Below are 20,537 nucleotides of genomic sequence, written 5' to 3'. Positions count from 1 at the left end.
ATCCGAAAGCGCACGAGTATCAAACCCGCCAACTGCTAAGCTACTCTGGCGCCCGTCATACAACGCGCAACCTAGAGCGCTTGGAGTGGGACTCATGGCGACCCTCAGCCCATTGATCATCTGCGAACACTGCGATTGCGTGTATGAAAAAGTCACGCTCGCCAAACATCAGAAGACCCTCTGCACCCGCTGCGCAGGCGTGCTCCAGCGCTACAACGGGCTGTCGGTGGAACAACGCCTGGCCCTGACCCTGACCGCCGCCGTGCTGTGGGTTTTTGCCAACTTTTACCCGGTGATGAGCATCAGCCTGCAAGGCCTGAAAAGCAGCGCGACCTTATGGGATTCAGTGGTGGCGCTGGCCCAGGGCCCGATTACCTTCATCGCGCTGGTGGCCGCGATTTCCATCATCATCGCGCCGGTATTCCAACTGCTGCTGTTGATCTGGGTGTTGAGCTTCGCGATGAAAGGCCAACGCTCGCCAGCGTTCAAGCTGTGCATGCGCTGGCTGGAAGCCCTGCGCCCCTGGAGCATGCTGGAAGTCTGCCTGCTCGGCGCCATGGTGGCGGTGTTCAAACTCGCGGGCATGCTGGATGTATTGCCCGGCACCGGACTGTTTGCCCTGGCCGCCCTCAGCCTGTTGCTGATCCGCATTGCCGGGCGTGATATTCGCGACCTGTGGGACATTCTATGAGCCGTCCACCGACCGCCAGCGAGCTGAACCTGTGCCTGTGCCACAGCTGCGGCCAGGCCTGCGACGTGAGCGAGAGCCCTGACGAATGCGAGCGTTGCGGCGCGCCGCTGCATCGGCGCAAGACCCATTCGCTGACCCGCACCTGGGCCTACATGCTCACGGCGCTGGCGTTTTACGTGCCCGCCAATTTGCTGCCCGTGATGAATACCACGATGCTCGGCTCGGGCGCCGACAGCACCATCATGAGTGGCGTGCTGGAGTTCTGGCAGCACGGCGCATGGGACATCGCCCTGATCATTTTCATCGCCAGCATCGCGGTGCCGGGTATCAAGTTCGTGGCGCTGACGCTGCTGCTGGTCAGCGTACAACGCAATAACCAGTGGGCACGCAAGGAGCGCTCGAAGCTGTTTCGTTTCGTCGAGGTCATCGGCTACTGGTCGATGCTGGATGTGATCGTGGTGGCGCTGGTAGCCGCCCTGGTGCGGTTCCAGGCCCTGGGCACCATCGAGCCGCGCCTGGGGATTTTATTCTTTGGCCTGGTGGTCGTATTTACCATGCTGTCGGCAATGAGTTTCGATCCGCGCCTGATCTGGGAAAACCCACACAACGAGGAGATGCCGGATGGCGTCGCAAACCACTGACAAACCGGGGCCTGCGGGCCAACCCGCGATCAAGACACGGCGCTTCAGCGTGTCGCTGGTGTGGATCGTGCCGATTGTCGCGGTGCTGGTGGGCATTTCGCTGGTGGTGCACAGCATCCTTCAGCAAGGGCCGAGCATTACCATTACCTTCAAGACCGGCAGCGGCCTGACCGCCAACAAGACCGACGTCAAATACCGCAACGTGGTGATCGGCCAGGTGACTGACGTGGAGTTGAGCGGCGACCAGAAAAGCGTCAACGCCACCATCAAACTGTCCAAACAGGCCGAAAGCTTCACCCGTGAAGACTCGCAGTTCTGGGTGGTTCGCCCGCGTATCGGCGCAGGGGGCGTTTCCGGCATCGACACGCTGCTCTCCGGGGATTACATCGGTGCCGACATCGGCCAGTCCGATACCCGCGCCACCCAGTTCACCGGCCTGGAAAACCCGCCGCCCATTACCTATGGCGAGCCTGGCAAGCGCTTCACACTGCATACCCAGGACTTGGGCTCACTGGATATCGGCTCCCCCGTCTATTACCGCAAGATCCCGGTTGGCCAGGTAGTGGCCTATGCCCTGGACGCCGACGGCAAAGGCGTGAACATCGACGTGTTCGTACACGCGCCGAATGACGCCTACGTCACCGAGAACACTCGCTTCTGGAATGCCAGCGGGATCGACGTGAGTGTAGGCGCCAACGGGTTTGCACTGAAAACCGAATCCTTGTCCTCGATGCTGGTGGGCGGCATCGCCTTCATCGCCCCGCCCTACAGCCCCAACGACAAGCCGGCCGACGAAGAACACTCCTATGAACTGTTCGCCGACCAGCAAACCGCGCTGGCCCCGCCCAATGGCAAGGCGCAATACCTGAACCTGCGTTTCGATCAGGCCTTGCGGGGGCTCACGGTGGGCGCGCCGGTGGAGTTCCTGGGAATCGAGTTCGGCAAGGTGGTATCGATCAACCTGGATTTCGACGAGAAAAAACGCAGCTTCCCGGTCAACGTCGGCATCGTGATCTACCCACAGCGCCTCGGCGAAGCCAACACCAAAATGCTCACCGTCTTGAAGCATGACCCCAACGACGAAGCCGGCGGCGTGCGCCTGATGGGCAGCTTCATCGAGCACGGCCTGCGCGCCCAGGCCCGCAGCGGCAACCTGCTCACCGGCCAGCTTTACATCGCCCTGGACTTCTTCCCGAAGGCAGACAAAGTCGTGTTCGACCCGAACCAGCGCCCCGTGAGTATTCCGACCATTCCCGGCAACCTGGAGCAACTGCAGGAAAAACTCGAAGGCATCGTCAACAAGATCAACCAACTGCCCATCGAGCGAATTGCCGGCAACCTGGACGGCAGCCTGGTGGAACTGCGTAAAGGCCTGGGCCAGTTCAACGCGAAGACACTGCCCGGCGTGCAGAACACCCTGGCCGACGTGAGTAAAACCTTGCAGTCCGCCAGTTCGACCCTGGCCGAGGATTCCCCGCAACGGGAACAGTTGACCCAGACCCTGGATGAACTGAGCCGCATGTCGCGCTCCCTGCGAGAGCTCTCGGATTACCTGGCACGCCATCCCGAATCGCTGATTCGCGGTCGCCCCGACAACGCTGCGCCATCGGACCTGCAAGGGCCGCCGCGCAAATGACCACAGGAGCAACCACCATGGCTTTCCCGCTGAAGATCACGCTGATCACCGGGTTGCTGTTGCTTGCGGCCTGCCGCAGCGAGCCGATCCAATTTCACACCCTGACCCCGGTGCAGCGCAGCGCGGCGTCACTGGCTGCAGGGGGTGAGATTCGCATTGAAAGCATCACCGTGCCGCCCCAGGTCGACCGACCGCAGATTGTCATCCGCCAGGGCGACAGCGGCGTGGCCATCCTTGAGACGCAATGGTGGGCCGCCAGCCTGGTGGATGAGTTGCGCAGCGCGCTGGTGGATCAACTTGCCAGTCACCGGAAAAACCTCGCGGTGCGCATTGAAGTGCAGCGCTTTGACTCGATCCCCGGGCAGTACGCCCTGCTCGACGTCAAATGGCGACTTCGTCAGACGGGCACCGACGAACGCAGGCCGCTGACGTGCCGTACGGTGGTGCAGTCGCCCTCGGGGCCGACCATTGATGACCTGGTGATTGCACAACAAAACAACGTCAAACGGTTTGCCGCACTGCTCAGCCAGGTCGCCGACACGTCATCGAGTGAATGCCCTGCAGCGCAGTAAACATTGATCCAAGGGATTGAGACATGCGCACATTCTGGAAGTGGTATTTGCAGTTGCTGGAAAATGATTTCAGCACCCAGGTCTTCGATAACGTGAAGAACCTGCTGGTGTGTGCGTTGCTGTTTGCCGCAGGTACCAACGCACTGGCCGGGAAACATGAGCTGTTCCTCGGCTTCCTGGCGTCCAGTGTGGCCGGATGGGGCTTGATCGTGGTTTCAAGCGCGCTGATGGTGCTGAATGTCAGCGACGGAATCCGCAGGCTCGCCAAGCTTCGTTATCACTTGGTCCTGCAACTGCTGCTTATCCTGGTGTATGTGATGGTGGCGGAACGGGTGGTGGAAATCGTCTGGGGTTTTCGATCCCATTGATCGAGGCGCCTAACCCAACAATCCCATTTCCTGGGCCCGTGCCACTGCCTGGGTGCGCCGTTCCACCCCCAGCTTGCTGTTGATATGGCTGGCGTGGGTTTTCACGGTATGCAGGGAGATGAACAGCTGATTGCTGATCTCCTGGTTAGAGCAGCCTTGGGCAATCAGATGCAGCACCGCCAGTTCGCGGGTGCTCAGGGTCTCAAGGGTATGGGGGTTTTCAATCACCGCCACTTGCGGCAAGAGTGCCAGCAGGCTCTGGTTCAGCAGGCCATGGGGATCGCGCGAAAGCTGCTCCCGCGCCCAGTCCGGATAGCGCTCCAGCAGGCGCTGGAAAGGTTGCATCGCGCCACCCGCCGCGGCTTCAAGCGCCCGAACGAACACCGCACGGGCCAGCGTTTCCTGGCCTCCGTCCAGCAATAGCAATGCCTGCTGGGTCAACGCCATGAGGCTGATCATCTGCCGGCCGCTGTTATGGGCCTGGCGAGCCAGCTCGTCGAGCCGGTGCAGCGAGGCCGCCGGTTGATGACGGATGGCTTCAAGCGCCGCCTGTTGCAGCTCGATATGTTGCGGCAGGTGCGGGTGAAACTCCGGCGCAGCCGCAGCGTGTTCGCCGTTATAGGTTTGCCCCAGGCGCGTCAGCCAGGCGTCGGCCAAGTCGGTGCGACCCTGGGCCAGCCACAGTTCGCATTTGACCAGGGTGATCATCGCCAGGTAGAAAATCGGCGGCACGTCCCAGATGTGCATCAAGCGCTCAGCCTCGGCCAGCTCGGCAAAGGCCATCGGGAAGTCGCCACGGCGGCCTTCGAAGCTGGCGATCACGCAATGGCCGATCAGCACGCTGATATCCCGGCAGGCCCGCGCCTCGGTCAACCCTGAGCGCAGGCGAGCCAGCCCGGCCTCGGGCTGGCAGCGCATCAGCAGCAGGTAGCCCTCATACAACGCCAGGCGGGCACGCACGGCGTACAGCCTTTGCGGCGCCAGGCCTTGCAAGCGTTGCAGGCCCTGGCGCACTTCATCCAGGGAGCGCAGGATCTCGCCGCGGGCCTGCAACACCCGTGCGCGGTCGTAATGGGCCAATGCCTCGAACAACGGATTGCCGACCCGCTGCGCCAGTTCCAGGGATTCGCGGTTCAGGCCACGGGCGCGCCACAGGTCGGCATCGACGATGGCCAGGTTGGACAGGGTCGACAGGCACATCAACCGCTGGCCATAACGCTTGTGGGGCAGGCTTTCCAGGGCTTCGCTGCAATACAGTTGGGTCCGCTCCCGATCGCCACGGCCCCGGGCGATGATCCCGCTGAGGGCCAGCCACTGGGCCAGCATCGACTTTTGCGCGGTGGCCGAAGGCGCCGGCAAGAATCGGCTGAGGTGGCTGGCCAGTTCCTGCGCAGCGTCCAGTTGGCAGGCAAGCCCCAAGGCCCAGCTGTAGAGCACGATCAGGCGTGGCGTGCTCATCAACAGGCTGTCGGGCAAGTCCATTTTCCAGCGCAGCAGCATGCCGACGTTTTGCTCCGCCAGCAGTTGTTCTTCGGAAAGGTTCTGCACCAGGTTTGCCGCCACATCCAGGTGGCCCGCACGCAGCGCCTGCTCCACCGCCTCGTCGATCAAGCCTTGCGCATTGAACCAGCGACAGGCCCGCAGGTGCAGGCTGGCCGCCGGCAATACGGCATTGCTCGCACGACGGGTGCGCAGCAGGTCGGAAAACAGATGGTGATAACGGTACCAATGGCCCTGCTCGTCCAGCGGCACCAGGAATACCTGGTGGGCTTGCAGGTAGCGCAGGATTTCCGTGCTGTCGTGAGCTTCGCGCACGGCATCGCACAGTTCGCTGCAAAAGCGCTCCTGGGAGGCGGTGTCGTAGAGAAACGCCTGGACTTCAGGGGGCAGGCAGTCGATGACCTCTTCCAAAAGGTAATCGCGGATCAGCCCTTCCCCGCCGTGCAGACCCTGGGGCAGCGCGCCTTCGCTGCCGGCCTCGGAAGCCGCCAGCAGCCAGAAACGCAGGCCGGCCACCCAGCCTTCACTGCGCCGGATCAGGTTATCCAGGGCTTCGCCACGCAATGAACTGCTGTGGCGGTCCAGCAGGGCCAGGGATTCGGCATGGGTCAGGCGCAAATCCTGCTCGTGCAGTTCCAGCAAATGCCGGGACAGGCGCAGGCGCGCCAGGTGCCAGTCCGGGCGCTGGCGGCTGGTGACCAGCACCAGCAGGCCGTCGGGCAGATGATTAAGGAAAAATTGCAGGCAGCGGTCGAGTACCGGGCCTTGCGCCAGATGGTAGTCATCCAGCACCAGCAACAGCGGCGACTGGGTGGACAAGTGCACCGTCAGTTCATCCAGCAGGCCGTCGAGCCACTCTTCAAACGCAAAGGGTTGATGCCGCTGGCGCATTTTCAGCAAGCCCAGGGACTGGGCGCCCAACTGCGGAAAGTATTGCTGCAAGCCGTCGAGCAGGCGCTCAAGGAAACGTCCCGGATCGTTATCGCGGGGGCTGAGCCCCAACCACAGGCTTTGCCAGTGGGCCGGCAGGCTCTGGCAGAACTCCACCGCCAGCGAACTCTTGCCGAACCCGGCGGGGGCGCTTACCAGCAACAGACGCCCGGCCAACCCTTCACTCAGCCGTTCGCACAGGCGCGGTCGCAACACATAGCCGTCAGGCAGTGGGGGTCGATAGAAGCGACCTTCCAGGGTCGGAATTACCGCGCTGGCAGGCCCTTGAATTCGGGACAGATCAGTCATCGCCGGGCTCTTGTAGAAGGCTGTTGTCGGCATTGCAGATGTCCGCAGACTAGCGGTAAAAGCGGCAGCTTTGTAGATCTTTGCAACAAATGTCTGAAAAAGACTACAACAAAAAATATCCGGCGGACCTGGCTCAAATATTCCAAACGCCCCAAATAAAAGGTGGGAGCCGGGCTTGCCCGCGATGGCGGTGTGTCAGTCGATACATCCGTTGACTGACACACCGCCATCGCGGGCAAGCCCGGCTCCCACATTCGAGGATGCGGCCTCGTTTACAGCACGTTAGCGAACACCATCCTGGCGCAGGGCCGCCGGGGTGAAGTCGCTGGTGGTGGCGGTGAAGCCAAAGTCATAAGCCTGTTTCTCTTCGTTCTTCATGCCCAGTGCCAGGTAGCGGCCGGACTGCAGGTCGTAAAGGGTTTCGAGGGCGTACCACGGTACTTGCTTGTCGTAGTAGTTCTCGGCATGGGCTTCAGCCACGCGCCACAGTTGGCCACGACCGTCGTAGTGGTCGATGACCGCGGCCTGCCAGGTGTCTTCGTCGATGAAGAAGTCACGCTTGGCGTAGATGTGGCGCTGGCCTTCCTTCAGGGTTGCAACCACATGCCACACACGACGCAGCTCGTAGCGAGCCAGGTCCTGGTTGATGTGGCCGGCCTTGATGATGTCGACATACTTGAGCTTCGGATCGTCGAGCTTGTAGCTGTTTTCGGCGATGTACAGTTCCTTCTTGCCTTCCAGTTTCCAGTCGTAGCGGTCCGGTGCACCGTTGAACATGTCGAGGTTGTCGGAGGTACGCAGGCCGTCGGCGGCAGTACCCGGGCCGTCATACGACACTTGCGGCGCCCGGCGCACACGGCGCTGGCCGGCGTTGTAAACCCACGCCGAACGCGGTTCTTTCACCTGGTCGAGGGTTTCGTGCACCAGCAACACACCACCGGCCAGACGTGCCGGCGCGGTCACTTGCTGTTTGAAGTAGAACAGGATGTTGCCCGGGTTTTTCGGGTCGTAGTCCTTCATCTTGTCGCGGAACACGAACTGGTCGCGGAAGTACACCAGGCTGAACGAGCCGTTGGTCTGCGGCGTGGCCTGGGTCACCAGGCGGGTCACGCTGCCGCCGCGATAGCGGGTGATGTGGTTCCAGATGACTTCCACGCCGCTTTTCGGAATCGGGAACGGTACGGCGGTTTCGAAGTTTTCCAGGCCGTTGCCGCCGGACACCAGGTTGGTGCTGGTGGCGTTTTTCTTGATGGCAGCGAACACATCAGCCGGCACGGTGGCACCGCGATGGGTCGGGTAGACCGGCATCTTGAAGGTGTCCGGGTAGCGCTTGAACATCGCGTACTGCCCCGGCGCCAGTTTGTCCTTGTACTGCTCGACGTTCTGCGCGGTGATGGTGAACTGCGGTTGCTCGCTGGCGTACGGGTTGGCCAGGAAGCCACGGGCATCCACGGCACCAGCGTTGGTTGGCAATGGCGACCATTTAGGGATGGTGCCGGCCGCGTTGCCGGCCATTTCAGCGCCCATCGGCGTCAGGGTCGTGCCCAGCTTGGCGGCTTCATCCGCCGAGACTGCCGCCATGACGCTGCTCGCCATGATCGACAGCCCCAGCACACCCACCTGCAACAGATTTTTAGTTATTTTCATGTTCTGGTTCTTCCTTAAAACATACTGCTTAAAGAGAGTGTGCTTAGAAGTTCACGCCAACGCTTAAGGCGACAAAGTCGCGGTCGTCCACGGTGCTGAAGTCACCACCGAAGAAGTTGGTGTAGTTCAGACTCGCGGTGTAGGTGTTCTGGTATTCAGCATCCAGTCCGAGGCTGACCGCCTTGCGGCCTTCCTCGAAGTTGCCGCCAGGGCCAGGTGAGTAACCTTTGACGTCATGGGACCAGGCGACGTTGGGCTTGAGGTTTACACCGGCAAAGACGTCCGGGTATTCCCAGATCGCCCGGCCGCGGTAGCCCCAGGAAGTCGCCGTGGTGAAGCCGTCATTGTTGCAGTTGGTATTCAGGCCATTGGCGTTAGGCAGGCCAGCGCCCTGGGCAGTGGAGTTATTGAGCGCAGGGCACGCGCCGTTAGGCAGGGTACCAGGACCAAACACCGGGTCCCGTCCGTAGCGAACTTTGGACTTACTCTCCAGCCCCCCCACATAGGTCATGCCGATTTCGCCCACCAGCGTCAGACGGCTGGCGCCCATGACCTGGTCGAAGAAGTGGGTGAACGTGGTTTGCAGTTGGGTGATTTCCTTGCGGCGGTAGCCATCCAGGTCCTGCCCCGGAACCCCTTTCAACAGCGAGGCGTTGCCCAGCAGCGGCCCGCCCAAAGGCACCACGCCGGCATACAGGATGTCGGTAGAGTTCAACTGCACCGGCGCATTCGGCCGATAGCTCAATTCACCGCTCCACGCCGTACCGGTAGGCAAGGTGGTGGAGAAACTCAAACCGTAGAGACGAATGTCTTCAGGGTAATCAATAAAGTAGTTGGAGTTCCCCGCCACAACCAACGGCGCAAGCGCACCAAAAGGTCCTAGCCCACCCGCCCTGATGCCGTCATAAACCGACTGCGGAGCACCATGTGCACTGAATATCGGTGCACGGCTGTGATAGTTCATGAAATACGCGCCGAACTCGGTATCAAGCGGCTCAAAGTTGTAGTGCAGGGCCACACCAAACTGGCCGCTATCCCGTGCATTGTCGTTCGGTCCACGGCGTACCAGTACACCCTCGTTGTTTACATCTACCCCGTTTCTTGCGAGCAGCGGCAACGTGAGCCCTGGAACCGGAATCGTCGAGCGCTTGTTCAGCACCCGCAAGTTGTCGTTACAGCCGGTGGTAACAATGTCTGGCTGCGAGAAAAATGTGCCGCAGTTGTCCGTAACGGTCTTGTCCCAACCAATCTGATAAAAGCCTTCGGCCGACAGGTTGTCGGTCAAGGTCTGAGACAGGTAGAACATGTTGACCGGAATCAGGCCTTCCTTGATCTCGGCCCCCGGGCGACGGAACGCGGCCACGTCGATCGGGTTGATGGCGTTGATACCGCCACCAATGAAAGTGCTCTCGCCCCAGCTCACGACCTGCTTGCCCAACCGCACGGAACCCGGCTCATCGCCAATCGCGTAGTTGTGGTAGACGAAGGCGTCGAGAATCTGCCCGCCGGAAGAGCGGGCGCCTGTCGGGCGGTTGTTGTCGCTGATGTTCTTGAAGTCGAGGTCGTCGTCTTTGAGCTTGAAGTCATACCAGTACTTGCCCCGGACAAACACGCCGGTGTCGCCGTATTTCAACTCGAGGTCATGGATACCCTTGAAGATCTTCGAGAAGGAGTCGCCCTTGTCAAAGTTCAGGTGACCGTCATCAGAGGTTTGCGACAACCCCTTGCCGCCGTTGTTGACGCCAATCAGGTCTTTGTTGCGACCCGCCGTCGACCAACTGGCCCCGACCGACAGGGACGAGTCAAAGCTGCCTTCGATTTCACCGATGTTGAAACTGACGCCGAATGCAGGCCCGGCGAGCGTAGAGGCGAGGCTGACGGCCAAAGGCAGTTTCGCCCGGCGCCAGAACTGGTGTGCTGAGATCATCGACGCTACTCCATGTGCATTATTGTTATGGCAGTGAGTCGTTTCTAAGGGCTTGTAACGGCCGGAATACAACGATTCCAATGCCGGGTGAACACATGAACCCGCCAGGCTCACAGCACCGCACCTTGAAAAACTCTGGGATGGACTATAGCCAGCAGGGGGTACCGCTTGATCCCTCTAAAGTGTGATTTGCATCACCAACCCGTCTGCCACAGTCCTTTCGCCATGCTGGCGAAGGCCAGCGCGAGAAGGATGGCTGAAAATTGGCAAATCACAAGTGAAGGCTTGAACTAGAGCGCTGCCGTGCCCGAGAGGGCACGGCAAGCGGCGTCAGAGTGTCGAAAGGAAGGTGCTGTTGTTGGCCTGCCATTCAATGATGTCGACACGGATACGTTTTTTGTCGAGCTTGCCGACGCTGGTCTTGGGAATTTCCGTAACAACGGCGATCTGGCTTGGAATCGCCCATTTGCTCAAGTGGCCCAGTTCCACGAACGGCTTGAGATGCTCCTTCAGCTCCTTGGCCCCTATCACATGGCCATCACGCACCACCAGCAATGCAAACGGGCGCTCGCCCCACTGCGGATCGGCAATCCCCACCACCGCTACTTCGCGTACCGCCGGGTGGCGGCTGACCAGGTCCTCCAGCGCCAGGGAGGATATCCACTCGCCGCCGGTCTTGATCACGTCCTTGATGCGGTCGCGGATATCGATCACGCCAAAGGCGTCGAGGGTGGCCACGTCACCGGTGTGCATCCAGCCGCCGGCCCACAACTCCGCGCCCTTTTCCGGCTCGTTGAAATAGCCTTCGCTGAGCCACGGGGCGCGCAGTACCAACTCGCCCTGGGACTCACCGTCGGCCGGCAGGAAGTTGCCGTCGCCGTCGATGATCGCCGCCTCCACCAACGGCCCGGGCACGCCGGCCTTGATGCGGTAGGTGGTGCGTTCGTCTTCGGTGCCGGCCATCAACTCTTCATTGAGGTGCGCGCAAGATACCAACGGCCCGGTCTCGGACATGCCGTACGCGGCCGTCAGCTGAATCCCGCGGGCCTTGGACGCTTCATACAGCGAACGATTGAGGGCGCTGCCGCCGATGACGATTTTCCAGCCTTTGAAATCCACGCCCTGGCCGGCCTTGGCGTTAAGCACCATCTGCAGGATGGTGGGCACGCAATGGGAGAACGTGACCTTCTCCTTGCGCCACAGCTCCACCAGGTATTCGGGGTCGTAGCGACCGGGATAGACCTGCTTCAGGCCAAGCATGGTAGCCACATACGGCAGGCCCCAAGCGTGCACATGGAACATCGGGGTGATCGGCATGTAGACGTCGTTGGTGCCCAGCAGGCGCACGCTGTCGACGCTGCCCATGATGGTCGCCACACCCATGGTGTGCAGCACCAGTTGACGATGGGTGAAATACACGCCTTTGGGATTGCCCGTAGTGCCAGTGGTGTAGAAGGTGGTGGCGACGGAGTTTTCGTCGAAATCCTGGAAGTCATACCGCGGGCTTGCCGCCGCCAGTAACGTTTCGTACTCACCCACAAGGTTGGGCAGCTCGGCGGTTTTTTCCGCGCCGTCGGTCAGCAGCAGGGTTTTCTCGACGGTAGTCAGGTGGCCGGCGATGGCCTGGTAGAGGCCCACAAACTCACTGTTGACCAGCACAAAGCGGTCCTGGGCGTGGTTCATGGTGTAGAGAATCTGTTCCGGCGACAGGCGCACGTTGATGGTATGGATCACCGCGCCGATCATCGGGATGGCGAACATGCATTCCAGGTAACGATGGCTGTCCCAGTCCATCACGGCCACGGTATCACCGGCCTTGACCCCGGCTTCGGTCAGCACATTGGCCAGGCGGGCGACGCGCTCGATCAGGGTCGGATAGGTATAACGCAACTGGTCGCGGTAGACGATTTCCCGGGTCTTCTCGTAGCGTGTCCCGGACATCAACAGGCGTTTGATCAACAGCGGGTATTGGTAGGCGCCTTCGGCGGGCGGGATAACACGAGTCTGCAACATACGAATCCCTTATCTGACTGCACGGTCTTGGCTGAAACATCTGCACTGTAGAGCGCTTATGTTTCAGCCAAATCAGCCAAAGGAATGATTTGCAGAACCCAATGAATGCTAGCTTTGCGCCAGCATCCGGCTTATTTCATGCTGGTAAACGCCAGCTTCACCCCGATAGCAATCAGCACCGCGCCCATGGTGCGGTCGAACCAGTGGCCCATGCGTGCAAAACCGGCGCGTACGCGCTGCTGGCTGAACAGCATGGCCACCAGGCAGAACCAGATCGCGGTAGCCACGGCCAGGTACACGCCGTAACCGGCCTGGACCGCCAGCGGCGTGTGGGGATTGATCACCACGGTAAACAGCGACAGGAAGAACAACGTGGCCTTGGGGTTCAAGCCGTTGGTGACAAACCCCGACGTAAAAGCGCCGCGCGCGGTGCGCTCGCCCACTTCAAGGTGCAGGTCTTCTTCACTGGCAGGCTTGGCCGGCTGGGCGCGCAAGGCCTTGAAGCCGATGTACAGCAGGTAGGCCGCCGCCGCCCACTTCAGCGCGTTGAACAACACGATGGACTGGGACACGATCAGGCCGATGCCCAGCAGCGAATACCCCACGTGCAGGAAAATCGCCGAGCCGACGCCCAGTGCCGTCCAGGTGCCGGCGCGCCGGCCATGGGTCACGCTTTCACGTACCACCACGGCGAAATCCGGGCCAGGGCTGGCCACCGCCAACAGGTGAATCAGTGCCACGGTCAAGAACTCGGTGAGGTACATGCACACTCCAGGAAGTAACTGATTATTTCATCTGATAGGCTCGGCAGATTACGCCTTCGAACCTCGTCGCAAAAGGTACAGTTGATAATGAACAATCGTCGCGCCGTCTTCCTTGATCACCCTTCCCTGGACCTCGGGGACCTGGACCTCAGCGGGTTGCAGGCCACCTTCAGCGAACTGAGCCTGCACCAGCAGACCACCCCGCAGAACGTTGTAGAACGCCTGCAAGGCGCACAGGTGGCCATCAGCAACAAGATCGCGCTGAATGCAGAGACCCTGGCGGCCTGCCCCGAACTGAAGCTGATCCTGGTGACCGCCACCGGCACCAACAACGTCGACCTCGCCGCCGCGCGCGCCCACGGCGTTACCGTGAGCAATTGCCAGGGTTACGGCACGCCGTCGGTGGCGCAGCACACGATCATGCTGCTGCTCAACCTGGCGACACGCCTGAACGACTATCAGCGGGATGTAAACGCTGGGCTCTGGCAACAAGCCAAGCAGTTCTGCCTGCTGGACTATCCGATCGTCGAACTGGAAGGCAAAACCCTCGGCCTGCTGGGCCATGGGGAATTGGGCGGTGCCGTTGCGCGCCTGGCTGAAGCGTTTGGCATGCGGGTGATCCTCGGCGCCATCCCGGGACGCCCTGCCCGTGCCGATCGCGTGCCGCTGGACGAGTTGCTGGCACAGGTCGACGCGCTGACCTTGCACTGCCCGCTCAACGAACACACCCGCGATTTTATCGGTGCCCGCGAACTGGCGCTGCTCAAGCCCGGCGCGTTTATCGTCAACACCGCCCGCGGTGGTTTGATCAACGAACAGGCACTGGCTGATGCCTTGCGCAGCGGTCATCTGGGCGGCGCGGCGACCGACGTATTGAGCGTGGAACCGCCAGTGAACGGCAACCCGCTGCTGGCCGGCGACATTCCGCGCCTGATCGTCACGCCACACAATGCGTGGGGCAGCCGCGAGGCGCGGCAGCGGATCGTCGGCCAATTGATCGAAAACGCCCAGGGCTTTTTCAGCGGCGCCCCGCTGCGGGTCGTCAGTTGATAAACTGCGCCCCTTTTCAAGGAGCAGACCATGGATCCGCGCAGTGAAGTACTGCTTCGTCAGGCCGAACTCTTTCAAGGCGACGTGCTGCTGGTGGGCTTGCCCGCCGACGACCTGCTGGGTCGCCTGCCCAATGCCCATGGCTGGAGCTGGCACGCCGGCGACCAGGCCGCACTGGACGCACGTTTTGCCGAGCGCAGCCAGTTCGGCGTGAACGTGCCCGAGCGTTCGTTCGAGACGGCGGTGGTGTTCCTGCCCAAGTCCAAGGACCTCACCGACTACCTGCTCAATGCCGTGGCGGCGCGCTTGCCCGGCAAAGAGCTGTACCTGGTCGGGGAAAAGAAAGGCGGCATCGAAAGCGCGGCCAAGCAACTGAACCCGTTCGGCAAACCGCGCAAGCTCGACAATGCGCGGCACTGCCAGCTGTGGCTGGTAACGGTGGCCAACGCCCCTGAACCGGTAGAGCTGGAAAGCCTGGCACAGGTGTTCGAGGTGCCGCTGGCCGAAGGGCCGCTAAAAGTCGTGAGCCTGCCGGGCGTGTTCAGCCACGGGCGCCTGGATCGCGGCACCGCACTGCTGCTGGAACATCTGGATAAATTGCCGAGCGGTCACTTGCTGGATTTCGGCTGTGGGGCAGGCGTGCTCGGCGCGGCGGTCAAACGTCGTTATCCGCACAACACGGTCACGATGCTCGACGTGGATGCCTTTGCCGCCGCCAGCAGTCGCCTGACATTGGCCGCCAATGGTCTGGAAGCCGAGGTGTTGACCGGTGATGGCATCGACGCTGCGCCGATGAATCTGAATACGATTCTGAGCAACCCGCCGTTCCATGTCGGGGTGCACACCGATTATTTCGCCACGGAAAACTTGCTGCGAAAAGCAGCCAAACATCTGGCAAAAGGCGGCGAACTGCGCCTGGTTGCGAATAGCTTCCTGAAGTATCAACCGCTTATCGAAGAGCATCTGGGCGTGTGCGCAATCAAGGCAGAAGGCCAGGGTTTTCGCATTTACCGTGCCAAGCGCGGCTGAAATCTTTTTCCGAAAGAAGGCTTGCCGAATGGATTTTGCCTAGGCAGAATCCGCTCCGTCCTAGGGGAGTAGTCTCCCACGAGCGCCACGCTCGTCCGGCATACGTCAACATACTTGGTCAACAGGCCATGGCGTATGCGACCCAGGAGTCCGCACAGACGGACCGGGGTTTGACAAGACCTATGACACGAACACCTTACCCGGGGCGGGAAGGCTGTACGTGTCATAGCCGTGTCGACCCGCCCCTGGAACTTACCTGATGCTGGATTCTCTGCTCGTCCCTACCGCAATCGTTGCCTTGGCCGAAATTGGCGACAAGACGCAACTGCTCGCACTCATTCTCGCGGCACGCTTTCGCAAACCCTGGCCGATCATCGCCGGCATCGTTGCCGCGACCCTGGCCAACCATGCGGCGGCCGGTGCCGTGGGGGCCTGGTTCGGGAGTTTCTTCTCGGATGCGGTGCTGCACTGGATCCTCGCGGCGAGCTTCTGCGCCACGGCGCTGTGGACCCTGGTACCCGACAAACTCGACGATGACGAAGCCAGTACCTCACGCAAGTTCGGGCCGTTCCTGACCACGCTGATTGCGTTCTTCCTCGCGGAAATCGGCGACAAGACCCAGATCGCTACCGTGATGCTCGCGGCGCAATACCCGGAACTGTGGCTGGTGATTATCGGTACTACCTTAGGCATGTTGATTGCCAACGTACCGGTGGTGCTGGCAGGGAATTTTGCGGCAGACAAATTGCCGCTGACGCTGATTCGTCGCTTGGCGGCTACGGCGTTTTTCATCCTGGCAATCGTTGCGGTGTACAAGGCCATGCAGAGCAGTGGCTGGATCTAGACACGACCCCATGTGAGGGCTGGGCTTTTGTGGGAGCTGGCTTGCCTGCGATAGCATCACCTCGGTGCAACTGACACACCGAGGTGCCTGCATCGCGGGCAAGCCCGGCTCCCACACAGGCCGGGCTCCCACATTCAGATTTGCATTTCAGCCTTATAAATCAGGACTTTTTGGCCTGCTGATACAACGGCATCACCTTCGGAATCGCCGCCTGCAATGAGGCGATCCGGCTGTCGGAAGCCGGGTGAGTGCTCATGAACTCAGGTGGCGAGCCTTCCGAGGCCTTGGCCATTTTGTTCCACAGGGTGATCGCCGCGTTCGGGTTGTAACCCGCGCGTGCCGACAACTCCAGGCCGATCAGGTCCGCTTCGTTTTCATTGCTGCGGCTGTTGGGCAAGGTCATGCCGTAGTTGGCCACGGTATCGGCCAACGCCATGCTGTCCTGACCCAGGCCGAACAAGGCGCCGGCCCCCTGCTTCGCCATCTCGATACCGTAGGCCTTGGACATGGCTTCGCGACCATGCTCACGCAAGGCGTGGGCAATTTCATGGCCCATCACGGCGGCGAGTTCATCGTCGGTCAGCTTGAGGTTATCGATCAGCGCGCTGTACACGAAGATTTTGCCGCCAGGCCCGCAGTTGGCGTTCATCTCGTCACTTTTGATCAGGTTCACCTCCCACTTCCATTGCGCCGCATCCGGCCGGAAAGTAGGCGCCTGGGCGATCAAGCGGTTGGCAATCGCCTGCACGCGCTTGGCGTTGGCGCTGGTCTTGTCCACCAGGCCTTTGCCGCTGGCTTCACCCAAGGTCTGCTGGTAGGACTGCGCATACATCTGGTCGACTTCCTGGCTCGACAACATGCTGAACATGTACTGCTTGCGCTCAACCCCCACGGCGCCGCCGCTGGTGGTGTTGACCGACTGGCAACCGGCGAGCAATACCGCCGCGCCCAACGCACATACCGCTACTGTCTTTTTCATCAACCTGCTCCCTGAAAACATGGCGCGTATCGTAGTCGGCCAATTGTATCGACGCCAGATACAACAGACGTGTAGCCGCCTATTTTCAGATACATCCCACACTGCCGCAAAAATCTCATAAACCGCCGGAGACCTTTCCATTTGCGACATTCGCCGATCCGGCGCAGTCATTTTGAGGGTATGACCCTCATGCCTCACCCGCTCGCGGCCGATATAAAAAAGCAGCCAACCTCCCCCTGCGCCCGGAGCCGTCATGAAGTTCAAGTCGATTCAATTTTCTGTCGCGGCACTGGCCGGGGCCATTGTCCTGAGCGTGGTCGCGGTGTTGGTGCTGTACGCCTTGTTCGCGGGAGCGCGCACCCAGGAGATGGTGCAGGAACGCACCCAGGGGCAATTCGAACAGATCATCGAACAACGCCTGACCGCGCTGGCGCAAACCCAGGCGACGCTGATCCAGCGTGAACTGGAAGCGCCGCTGGTAACGGCCAAGGGCCTGGCCACCGCCAACGCCCTGATGGGCATGAAAGACGCCAATGGCAACCCGCAACTGGCGGTCTCCCGGGAACAACTGATCAACCTGATCCACGAAACAGTGGTGCGCAACCCTAAGATTCTCGGTGCCTATATCGGCTGGGAAGCCAACGCCATCGACCACAACGACGCCGCCTATGTAAACAGCCCGGTAGTCGGCGTCGAAACCAACGGCCGCTTCCTGCCCTGGTGGTTCCGCAATGCCGACGGCAGCCTGGGCCTGGATAAACTCGCCGACGTGGCCGACCAGACCATCCTGTCCACCGGCGTGCGCGCCAGTGAGTACTACCTGTGCTCCAAGGAAAGCAAAAAACCCTGCGCCATCGACCCGGCCCCTTATAAAGTGGGCAACGCGATGGTAATGCTCGCCTCGTTTATCGAACCGATCATGATCGACGGCACCTTCCAGGGCATCGTCGGTGCCGACCTGTCGGTGAACTTCATCCAGGAAATGCTCACCAAGGCTGATCAGAATTTGTACAACGGCGCCGGTGAACTGGCGCTGATTTCCAGCAACGGTCGCCTGGTGGCCTACACCCAGGACGCCAGCAAGCTGGGGGAAAAAGCCAGCGACCTGCTCGACAGCAACGAACTCGCCAACCTCAGCCAGCTGAAGGTCGGCGAAGTGCGCTACGACGTGGACAAGGAACACGGGCATATCGAGCTGTTCCTGCCGTTCAACATCGGCCAGACCGACGCCCGCTGGACCCTGATGCTGCAACTGCCCCTGAGCGCAGTCATGGCCGACTTGCAGGCCATGCAACACGACCTCGACGCCCAGCGCAAAACCGATATTTTCGGCATGGCCGTGGCCGGGCTGCTGATTGCCGGCATCGGCTTGCTGGTGATCTGGCTGGTGGGCCACGGCATCGCCCGGCCGCTCAAGCAAATGGTGGCGATGCTCAATGACATCGCCCAGGGCGAAGGCGACCTGACCCGGCGCCTGACCAGTGATCGCGCCGACGAACTGGGGGCGATTGCCAGTGGCTTCAATACGTTCCTGGCCAAATTGCAGGGGATGATCACCCAGGTGGTGAGTTCGGTGCAGAAGGTCAGCGACTCGTCGGAACACACCGCCGACATCGCGATTCGCACCAACCAGGGCGTGCACAAGCAAATGGTCGAGATCGACCAGGTGGCCACCGCCGTGCACGAGATGACGGCCACCGCCCAGGATGTGGCGCGCAACGCCACCCAGGCCGCCCAAGCCGCCAGCCACGCCGACCAGGCGGCGAGCCAGGGCATGCAGATCGTGCGCGACACCTCCACCTCCATCGGCGCCCTCGCCCAGGAAATCGGCAAGGCGGTCGGTGTGGTGCAGGCGCTGGCCAAGGACAGCGAGAACATCAACGCCATCCTCACGGCGATTCGCGGGATTGCCGAGCAGACCAACCTGCTGGCGCTCAACGCAGCCATCGAAGCGGCGCGGGCCGGTGAGCAAGGTCGCGGGTTTGCGGTAGTGGCGGATGAGGTGCGCAACCTGGCACAGAAGACTCAGAAGGCCACCGAAGAAATCCAGACCATGATTCAGCAACTGCAGCAAGGCACGCGCGACGTGGTGCGGGTGATGGAGGACAGCCAGAACCGCACCGATGAAAGCGTGCAACACGCGGCCAAGGCGGCCCAGGCGCTGGAGACCATTACCCAGGCGGTGTCGGTGATCAACGACATGAACACCCAGATCGCCAGCGCCGCCGAGGAGCAGAGCGCGGTGGCCGAGGACATCAACCGTAACGTGATCAATATCGGGCAAGTGGCCAACGAAGTGGCGGGCGGTGCGGATGAGTCGAGCGCGGCCAGTGCGGACTTGACCAAGCTGGCGGAGCAGCAGCGGCGGTTGATCAATCAGTTCAAGGTCTGAGGTTATTGAGTGAAGTTCAGGGCCTCATCGCAGGCAAGCCAGCTCCCACACGTTGAATGTATTCACAGATCAAAGGTGGGAGCTGGCTTGCCTGCGATAGGGCCCTAAACCCCAGCACAAACCTGCAGGCTTAACCCGGCGTCAGACACTCCGGCCCATTGAGCTTCGGATCGTTGACCATATTGGCCAGCACCCGCTCGCGCAACGCGGTGGGCTCACTGGCCAGCAACGCCTGCAAGGTGTGCAACGGTGTCTCTGGATTCAGCCAGGCTGCCTGCCCCGCCGCATCCAGAATCAACGGCCGACGCTGACTCTGCGCGGCCTGGGTCACAACCGCAGTACTCAGCCACACCTGCTCCTGCACCGGATACGCTTCCCAGATCGCCGCAAAGAACAGCGTGCTGCCCTCCCCCGGCGTCAACCAGTAAGGGCGCTTGCGTTGAGTGCCGCGCCATTCGTAGAACCCGTTGGCCGGCAACAGGCAGCGACGCTGGCGAAAGGCCTCGCGAAACATCGGTTGCTCCGCCAGGGTTTCGGCCCGGGCGTGGGCCGGGGTGCGGGAAAGATCAGTCAACCAGGGCGGCGTCAGGCCCCAGCGCGCCCGCGCGAGGGTGTGCTGGCCGTCGCTCAGGCGCTGGATCAGCACCGAATCATTGGGGGAAATATTCCACTGTGCCTGCTGGTCGGCCGGAAAGCCCGGCAAGGCAGCAAACGCGGGGTTCCAGCGAAACAGGGCATAACGTCCACACATGGGGCAACACGACTCTTGGAGAAACTGGCCGACAGCCTAACAGACCAACACGTCGGGGAAGCTGTCGGGTTCATCCCCCGGCACCGGTTGCGCACCGTTGTAGGCGGTGATCAACTCACGGGCGTAGGCGGCCTGGTCGTTCTCCACGGCTAGCGCCAGCAGGCCGTAGATCGGCAGTTCGCCAGTGCCGCCGAGCAAATCGCGCCCCACCAGGTGCGCAGTGATGCCCTCGCTTTCGAGCATGCCTTGCAGCAGCTCACCTTCCATCAGGTTTTCGGGCTCGTAGATTCGCTGCATGGGCGTACCTTTATTCGTTCTCGCTGCGCACTTCGAGCATCCATTCATCGCCGTGAATCTGCAGGATGAAGGTAATGGGCCGGCAGCATACCGGGCAGTCTTCAATGTATTGCTGATCGCCTCCGGACAGATCCAGTAACGCCGTGACTATCTCTCCACAATAAGGACATTCGTACGACTCCTCTTCCATCGCGGTC

The 20,537-nt window shown here is 61.3% G+C and carries 18 protein-coding genes and 1 riboswitch; of the genes, 9 read left to right on the top strand and 9 right to left on the bottom strand.

The features are described from left to right. Positions 1 to 94: 94 nt before the first annotated feature. Genes HX875_RS12975 through HX875_RS12955 form a run of 5 tightly spaced genes read left to right on the top strand, consistent with a single transcriptional unit; the run spans position 95 to position 3,908 of the window. The gene (locus HX875_RS12975; protein ID WP_177043471.1) at positions 95 to 691 is read left to right on the top strand and encodes a paraquat-inducible protein A; all 597 of its coding nucleotides are present in this window, start codon (positions 95 to 97) and stop codon (positions 689 to 691) included. Continuing rightward, positions 688 to 1,332 (top strand): paraquat-inducible protein A, encoded by a 645-nt coding sequence (locus tag HX875_RS12970; RefSeq protein ID WP_177043470.1) that lies wholly within the window; start codon positions 688 to 690, stop codon positions 1,330 to 1,332. Before HX875_RS12975 ends, HX875_RS12970 begins: the two co-directional genes overlap by 4 nt. After that, the gene (locus HX875_RS12965) at positions 1,313 to 2,968 is read left to right on the top strand and encodes a PqiB family protein (protein ID WP_177043469.1); all 1,656 of its coding nucleotides are present in this window, start codon (positions 1,313 to 1,315) and stop codon (positions 2,966 to 2,968) included. Before HX875_RS12970 ends, HX875_RS12965 begins: the two co-directional genes overlap by 20 nt. Positions 2,969 to 2,985: 17 nt before the next feature. Then, positions 2,986 to 3,540 (top strand): PqiC family protein, encoded by a 555-nt coding sequence (locus tag HX875_RS12960; protein WP_177043468.1) that lies wholly within the window; start codon positions 2,986 to 2,988, stop codon positions 3,538 to 3,540. Positions 3,541 to 3,563: 23 nt separating this feature from the next. Then, positions 3,564 to 3,908 (top strand): hypothetical protein, encoded by a 345-nt coding sequence (locus HX875_RS12955; protein ID WP_177043467.1) that lies wholly within the window; start codon positions 3,564 to 3,566, stop codon positions 3,906 to 3,908. A 9-nt stretch (positions 3,909 to 3,917) separates the two neighbouring features. Here the strand turns inward: HX875_RS12955 and HX875_RS12950 are convergent, their stop codons facing one another. The 5 genes from HX875_RS12950 to HX875_RS12930 all read right to left on the bottom strand — a co-directional run bounded on the left by HX875_RS12950 (position 3,918) and on the right by HX875_RS12930 (position 12,998). Continuing rightward, positions 3,918 to 6,647 carry a LuxR C-terminal-related transcriptional regulator gene (locus HX875_RS12950; protein WP_177043466.1) on the bottom strand — a complete coding sequence of 910 codons (2,730 nt, stop codon included), beginning with the start codon at positions 6,645 to 6,647 and terminating at the stop codon, positions 3,918 to 3,920. A 282-nt stretch (positions 6,648 to 6,929) separates the two neighbouring features. After that, on the bottom strand, positions 6,930 to 8,294 hold the full coding sequence (locus HX875_RS12945; protein ID WP_177043465.1) for a DUF1329 domain-containing protein: 1,365 nt from the start codon (positions 8,292 to 8,294) through the stop codon (positions 6,930 to 6,932). A gap of 43 nt (positions 8,295 to 8,337) precedes the next feature. Next, a complete protein-coding gene (locus tag HX875_RS12940) occupies positions 8,338 to 10,221 on the bottom strand; it encodes a DUF1302 domain-containing protein (RefSeq protein WP_177043464.1) in 1,884 nt (627 codons plus the stop codon). Between the two features lie 330 nt (positions 10,222 to 10,551). Further along, on the bottom strand, positions 10,552 to 12,234 hold the full coding sequence (locus HX875_RS12935) for a fatty acid--CoA ligase (RefSeq protein WP_177043463.1): 1,683 nt from the start codon (positions 12,232 to 12,234) through the stop codon (positions 10,552 to 10,554). A 131-nt stretch (positions 12,235 to 12,365) separates the two neighbouring features. Continuing rightward, on the bottom strand, positions 12,366 to 12,998 hold the full coding sequence (locus HX875_RS12930; protein WP_076014406.1) for a LysE family translocator: 633 nt from the start codon (positions 12,996 to 12,998) through the stop codon (positions 12,366 to 12,368). Positions 12,999 to 13,085: 87 nt separating this feature from the next. Between HX875_RS12930 and HX875_RS12925 the strand changes: the two genes are divergently transcribed. From HX875_RS12925 to HX875_RS12915, 3 genes are all read left to right on the top strand, one after another. After that, positions 13,086 to 14,048 (top strand): 2-hydroxyacid dehydrogenase, encoded by a 963-nt coding sequence (locus HX875_RS12925; RefSeq protein WP_218171919.1) that lies wholly within the window; start codon positions 13,086 to 13,088, stop codon positions 14,046 to 14,048. Between the two features lie 30 nt (positions 14,049 to 14,078). Next, positions 14,079 to 15,077, top strand: a complete 999-nt coding sequence (locus HX875_RS12920; protein WP_177043462.1) for a class I SAM-dependent methyltransferase — start codon at positions 14,079 to 14,081, stop codon at positions 15,075 to 15,077. A gap of 50 nt (positions 15,078 to 15,127) precedes the next feature. Then, positions 15,128 to 15,249: riboswitch (yybP-ykoY riboswitch) on the top strand. A gap of 87 nt (positions 15,250 to 15,336) precedes the next feature. Then, entirely contained in the window at positions 15,337 to 15,921 is a 585-nt protein-coding gene (locus HX875_RS12915; RefSeq protein ID WP_003216166.1) for a TMEM165/GDT1 family protein, read from the top strand. Positions 15,922 to 16,081: 160 nt separating this feature from the next. Here HX875_RS12915 and HX875_RS12910 read toward each other — a convergent pair whose 3' ends face one another. Next, complete coding sequence (locus tag HX875_RS12910) at positions 16,082 to 16,900, bottom strand: M48 family metallopeptidase (RefSeq protein ID WP_177043461.1); 819 nt, start codon at positions 16,898 to 16,900, stop codon at positions 16,082 to 16,084. Positions 16,901 to 17,153: 253 nt separating this feature from the next. Between HX875_RS12910 and HX875_RS33320 the strand changes: the two genes are divergently transcribed. Then, positions 17,154 to 19,292, top strand: a complete 2,139-nt coding sequence (locus HX875_RS33320; RefSeq protein ID WP_177043460.1) for a methyl-accepting chemotaxis protein — start codon at positions 17,154 to 17,156, stop codon at positions 19,290 to 19,292. A gap of 130 nt (positions 19,293 to 19,422) precedes the next feature. On the opposite strand, the gene HX875_RS12900 is transcribed toward HX875_RS33320, so the two are convergent. From HX875_RS12900 to HX875_RS12890, 3 genes are read right to left on the bottom strand one after another with little or no spacing between them, the layout of a single operon-like run. Beyond that, entirely contained in the window at positions 19,423 to 20,043 is a 621-nt protein-coding gene (locus HX875_RS12900) for an SOS response-associated peptidase (protein WP_003216163.1), read from the bottom strand. A gap of 36 nt (positions 20,044 to 20,079) precedes the next feature. Then, on the bottom strand, positions 20,080 to 20,340 hold the full coding sequence (locus tag HX875_RS12895) for a putative signal transducing protein (protein WP_010170538.1): 261 nt from the start codon (positions 20,338 to 20,340) through the stop codon (positions 20,080 to 20,082). Between the two features lie 10 nt (positions 20,341 to 20,350). Continuing rightward, positions 20,351 to 20,530 carry a CPXCG motif-containing cysteine-rich protein gene (locus HX875_RS12890; protein ID WP_177043459.1) on the bottom strand — a complete coding sequence of 60 codons (180 nt, stop codon included), beginning with the start codon at positions 20,528 to 20,530 and terminating at the stop codon, positions 20,351 to 20,353. Between the last annotated feature and the right edge of the window lie 7 nt (positions 20,531 to 20,537).

The organism is Pseudomonas yamanorum, from assembly GCF_013386765.1.
GTDB lineage: Bacteria > Pseudomonadota > Gammaproteobacteria > Pseudomonadales > Pseudomonadaceae > Aquipseudomonas > Aquipseudomonas yamanorum_A.
This window is presented reverse-complemented; position numbering and strand designations above follow the sequence as displayed.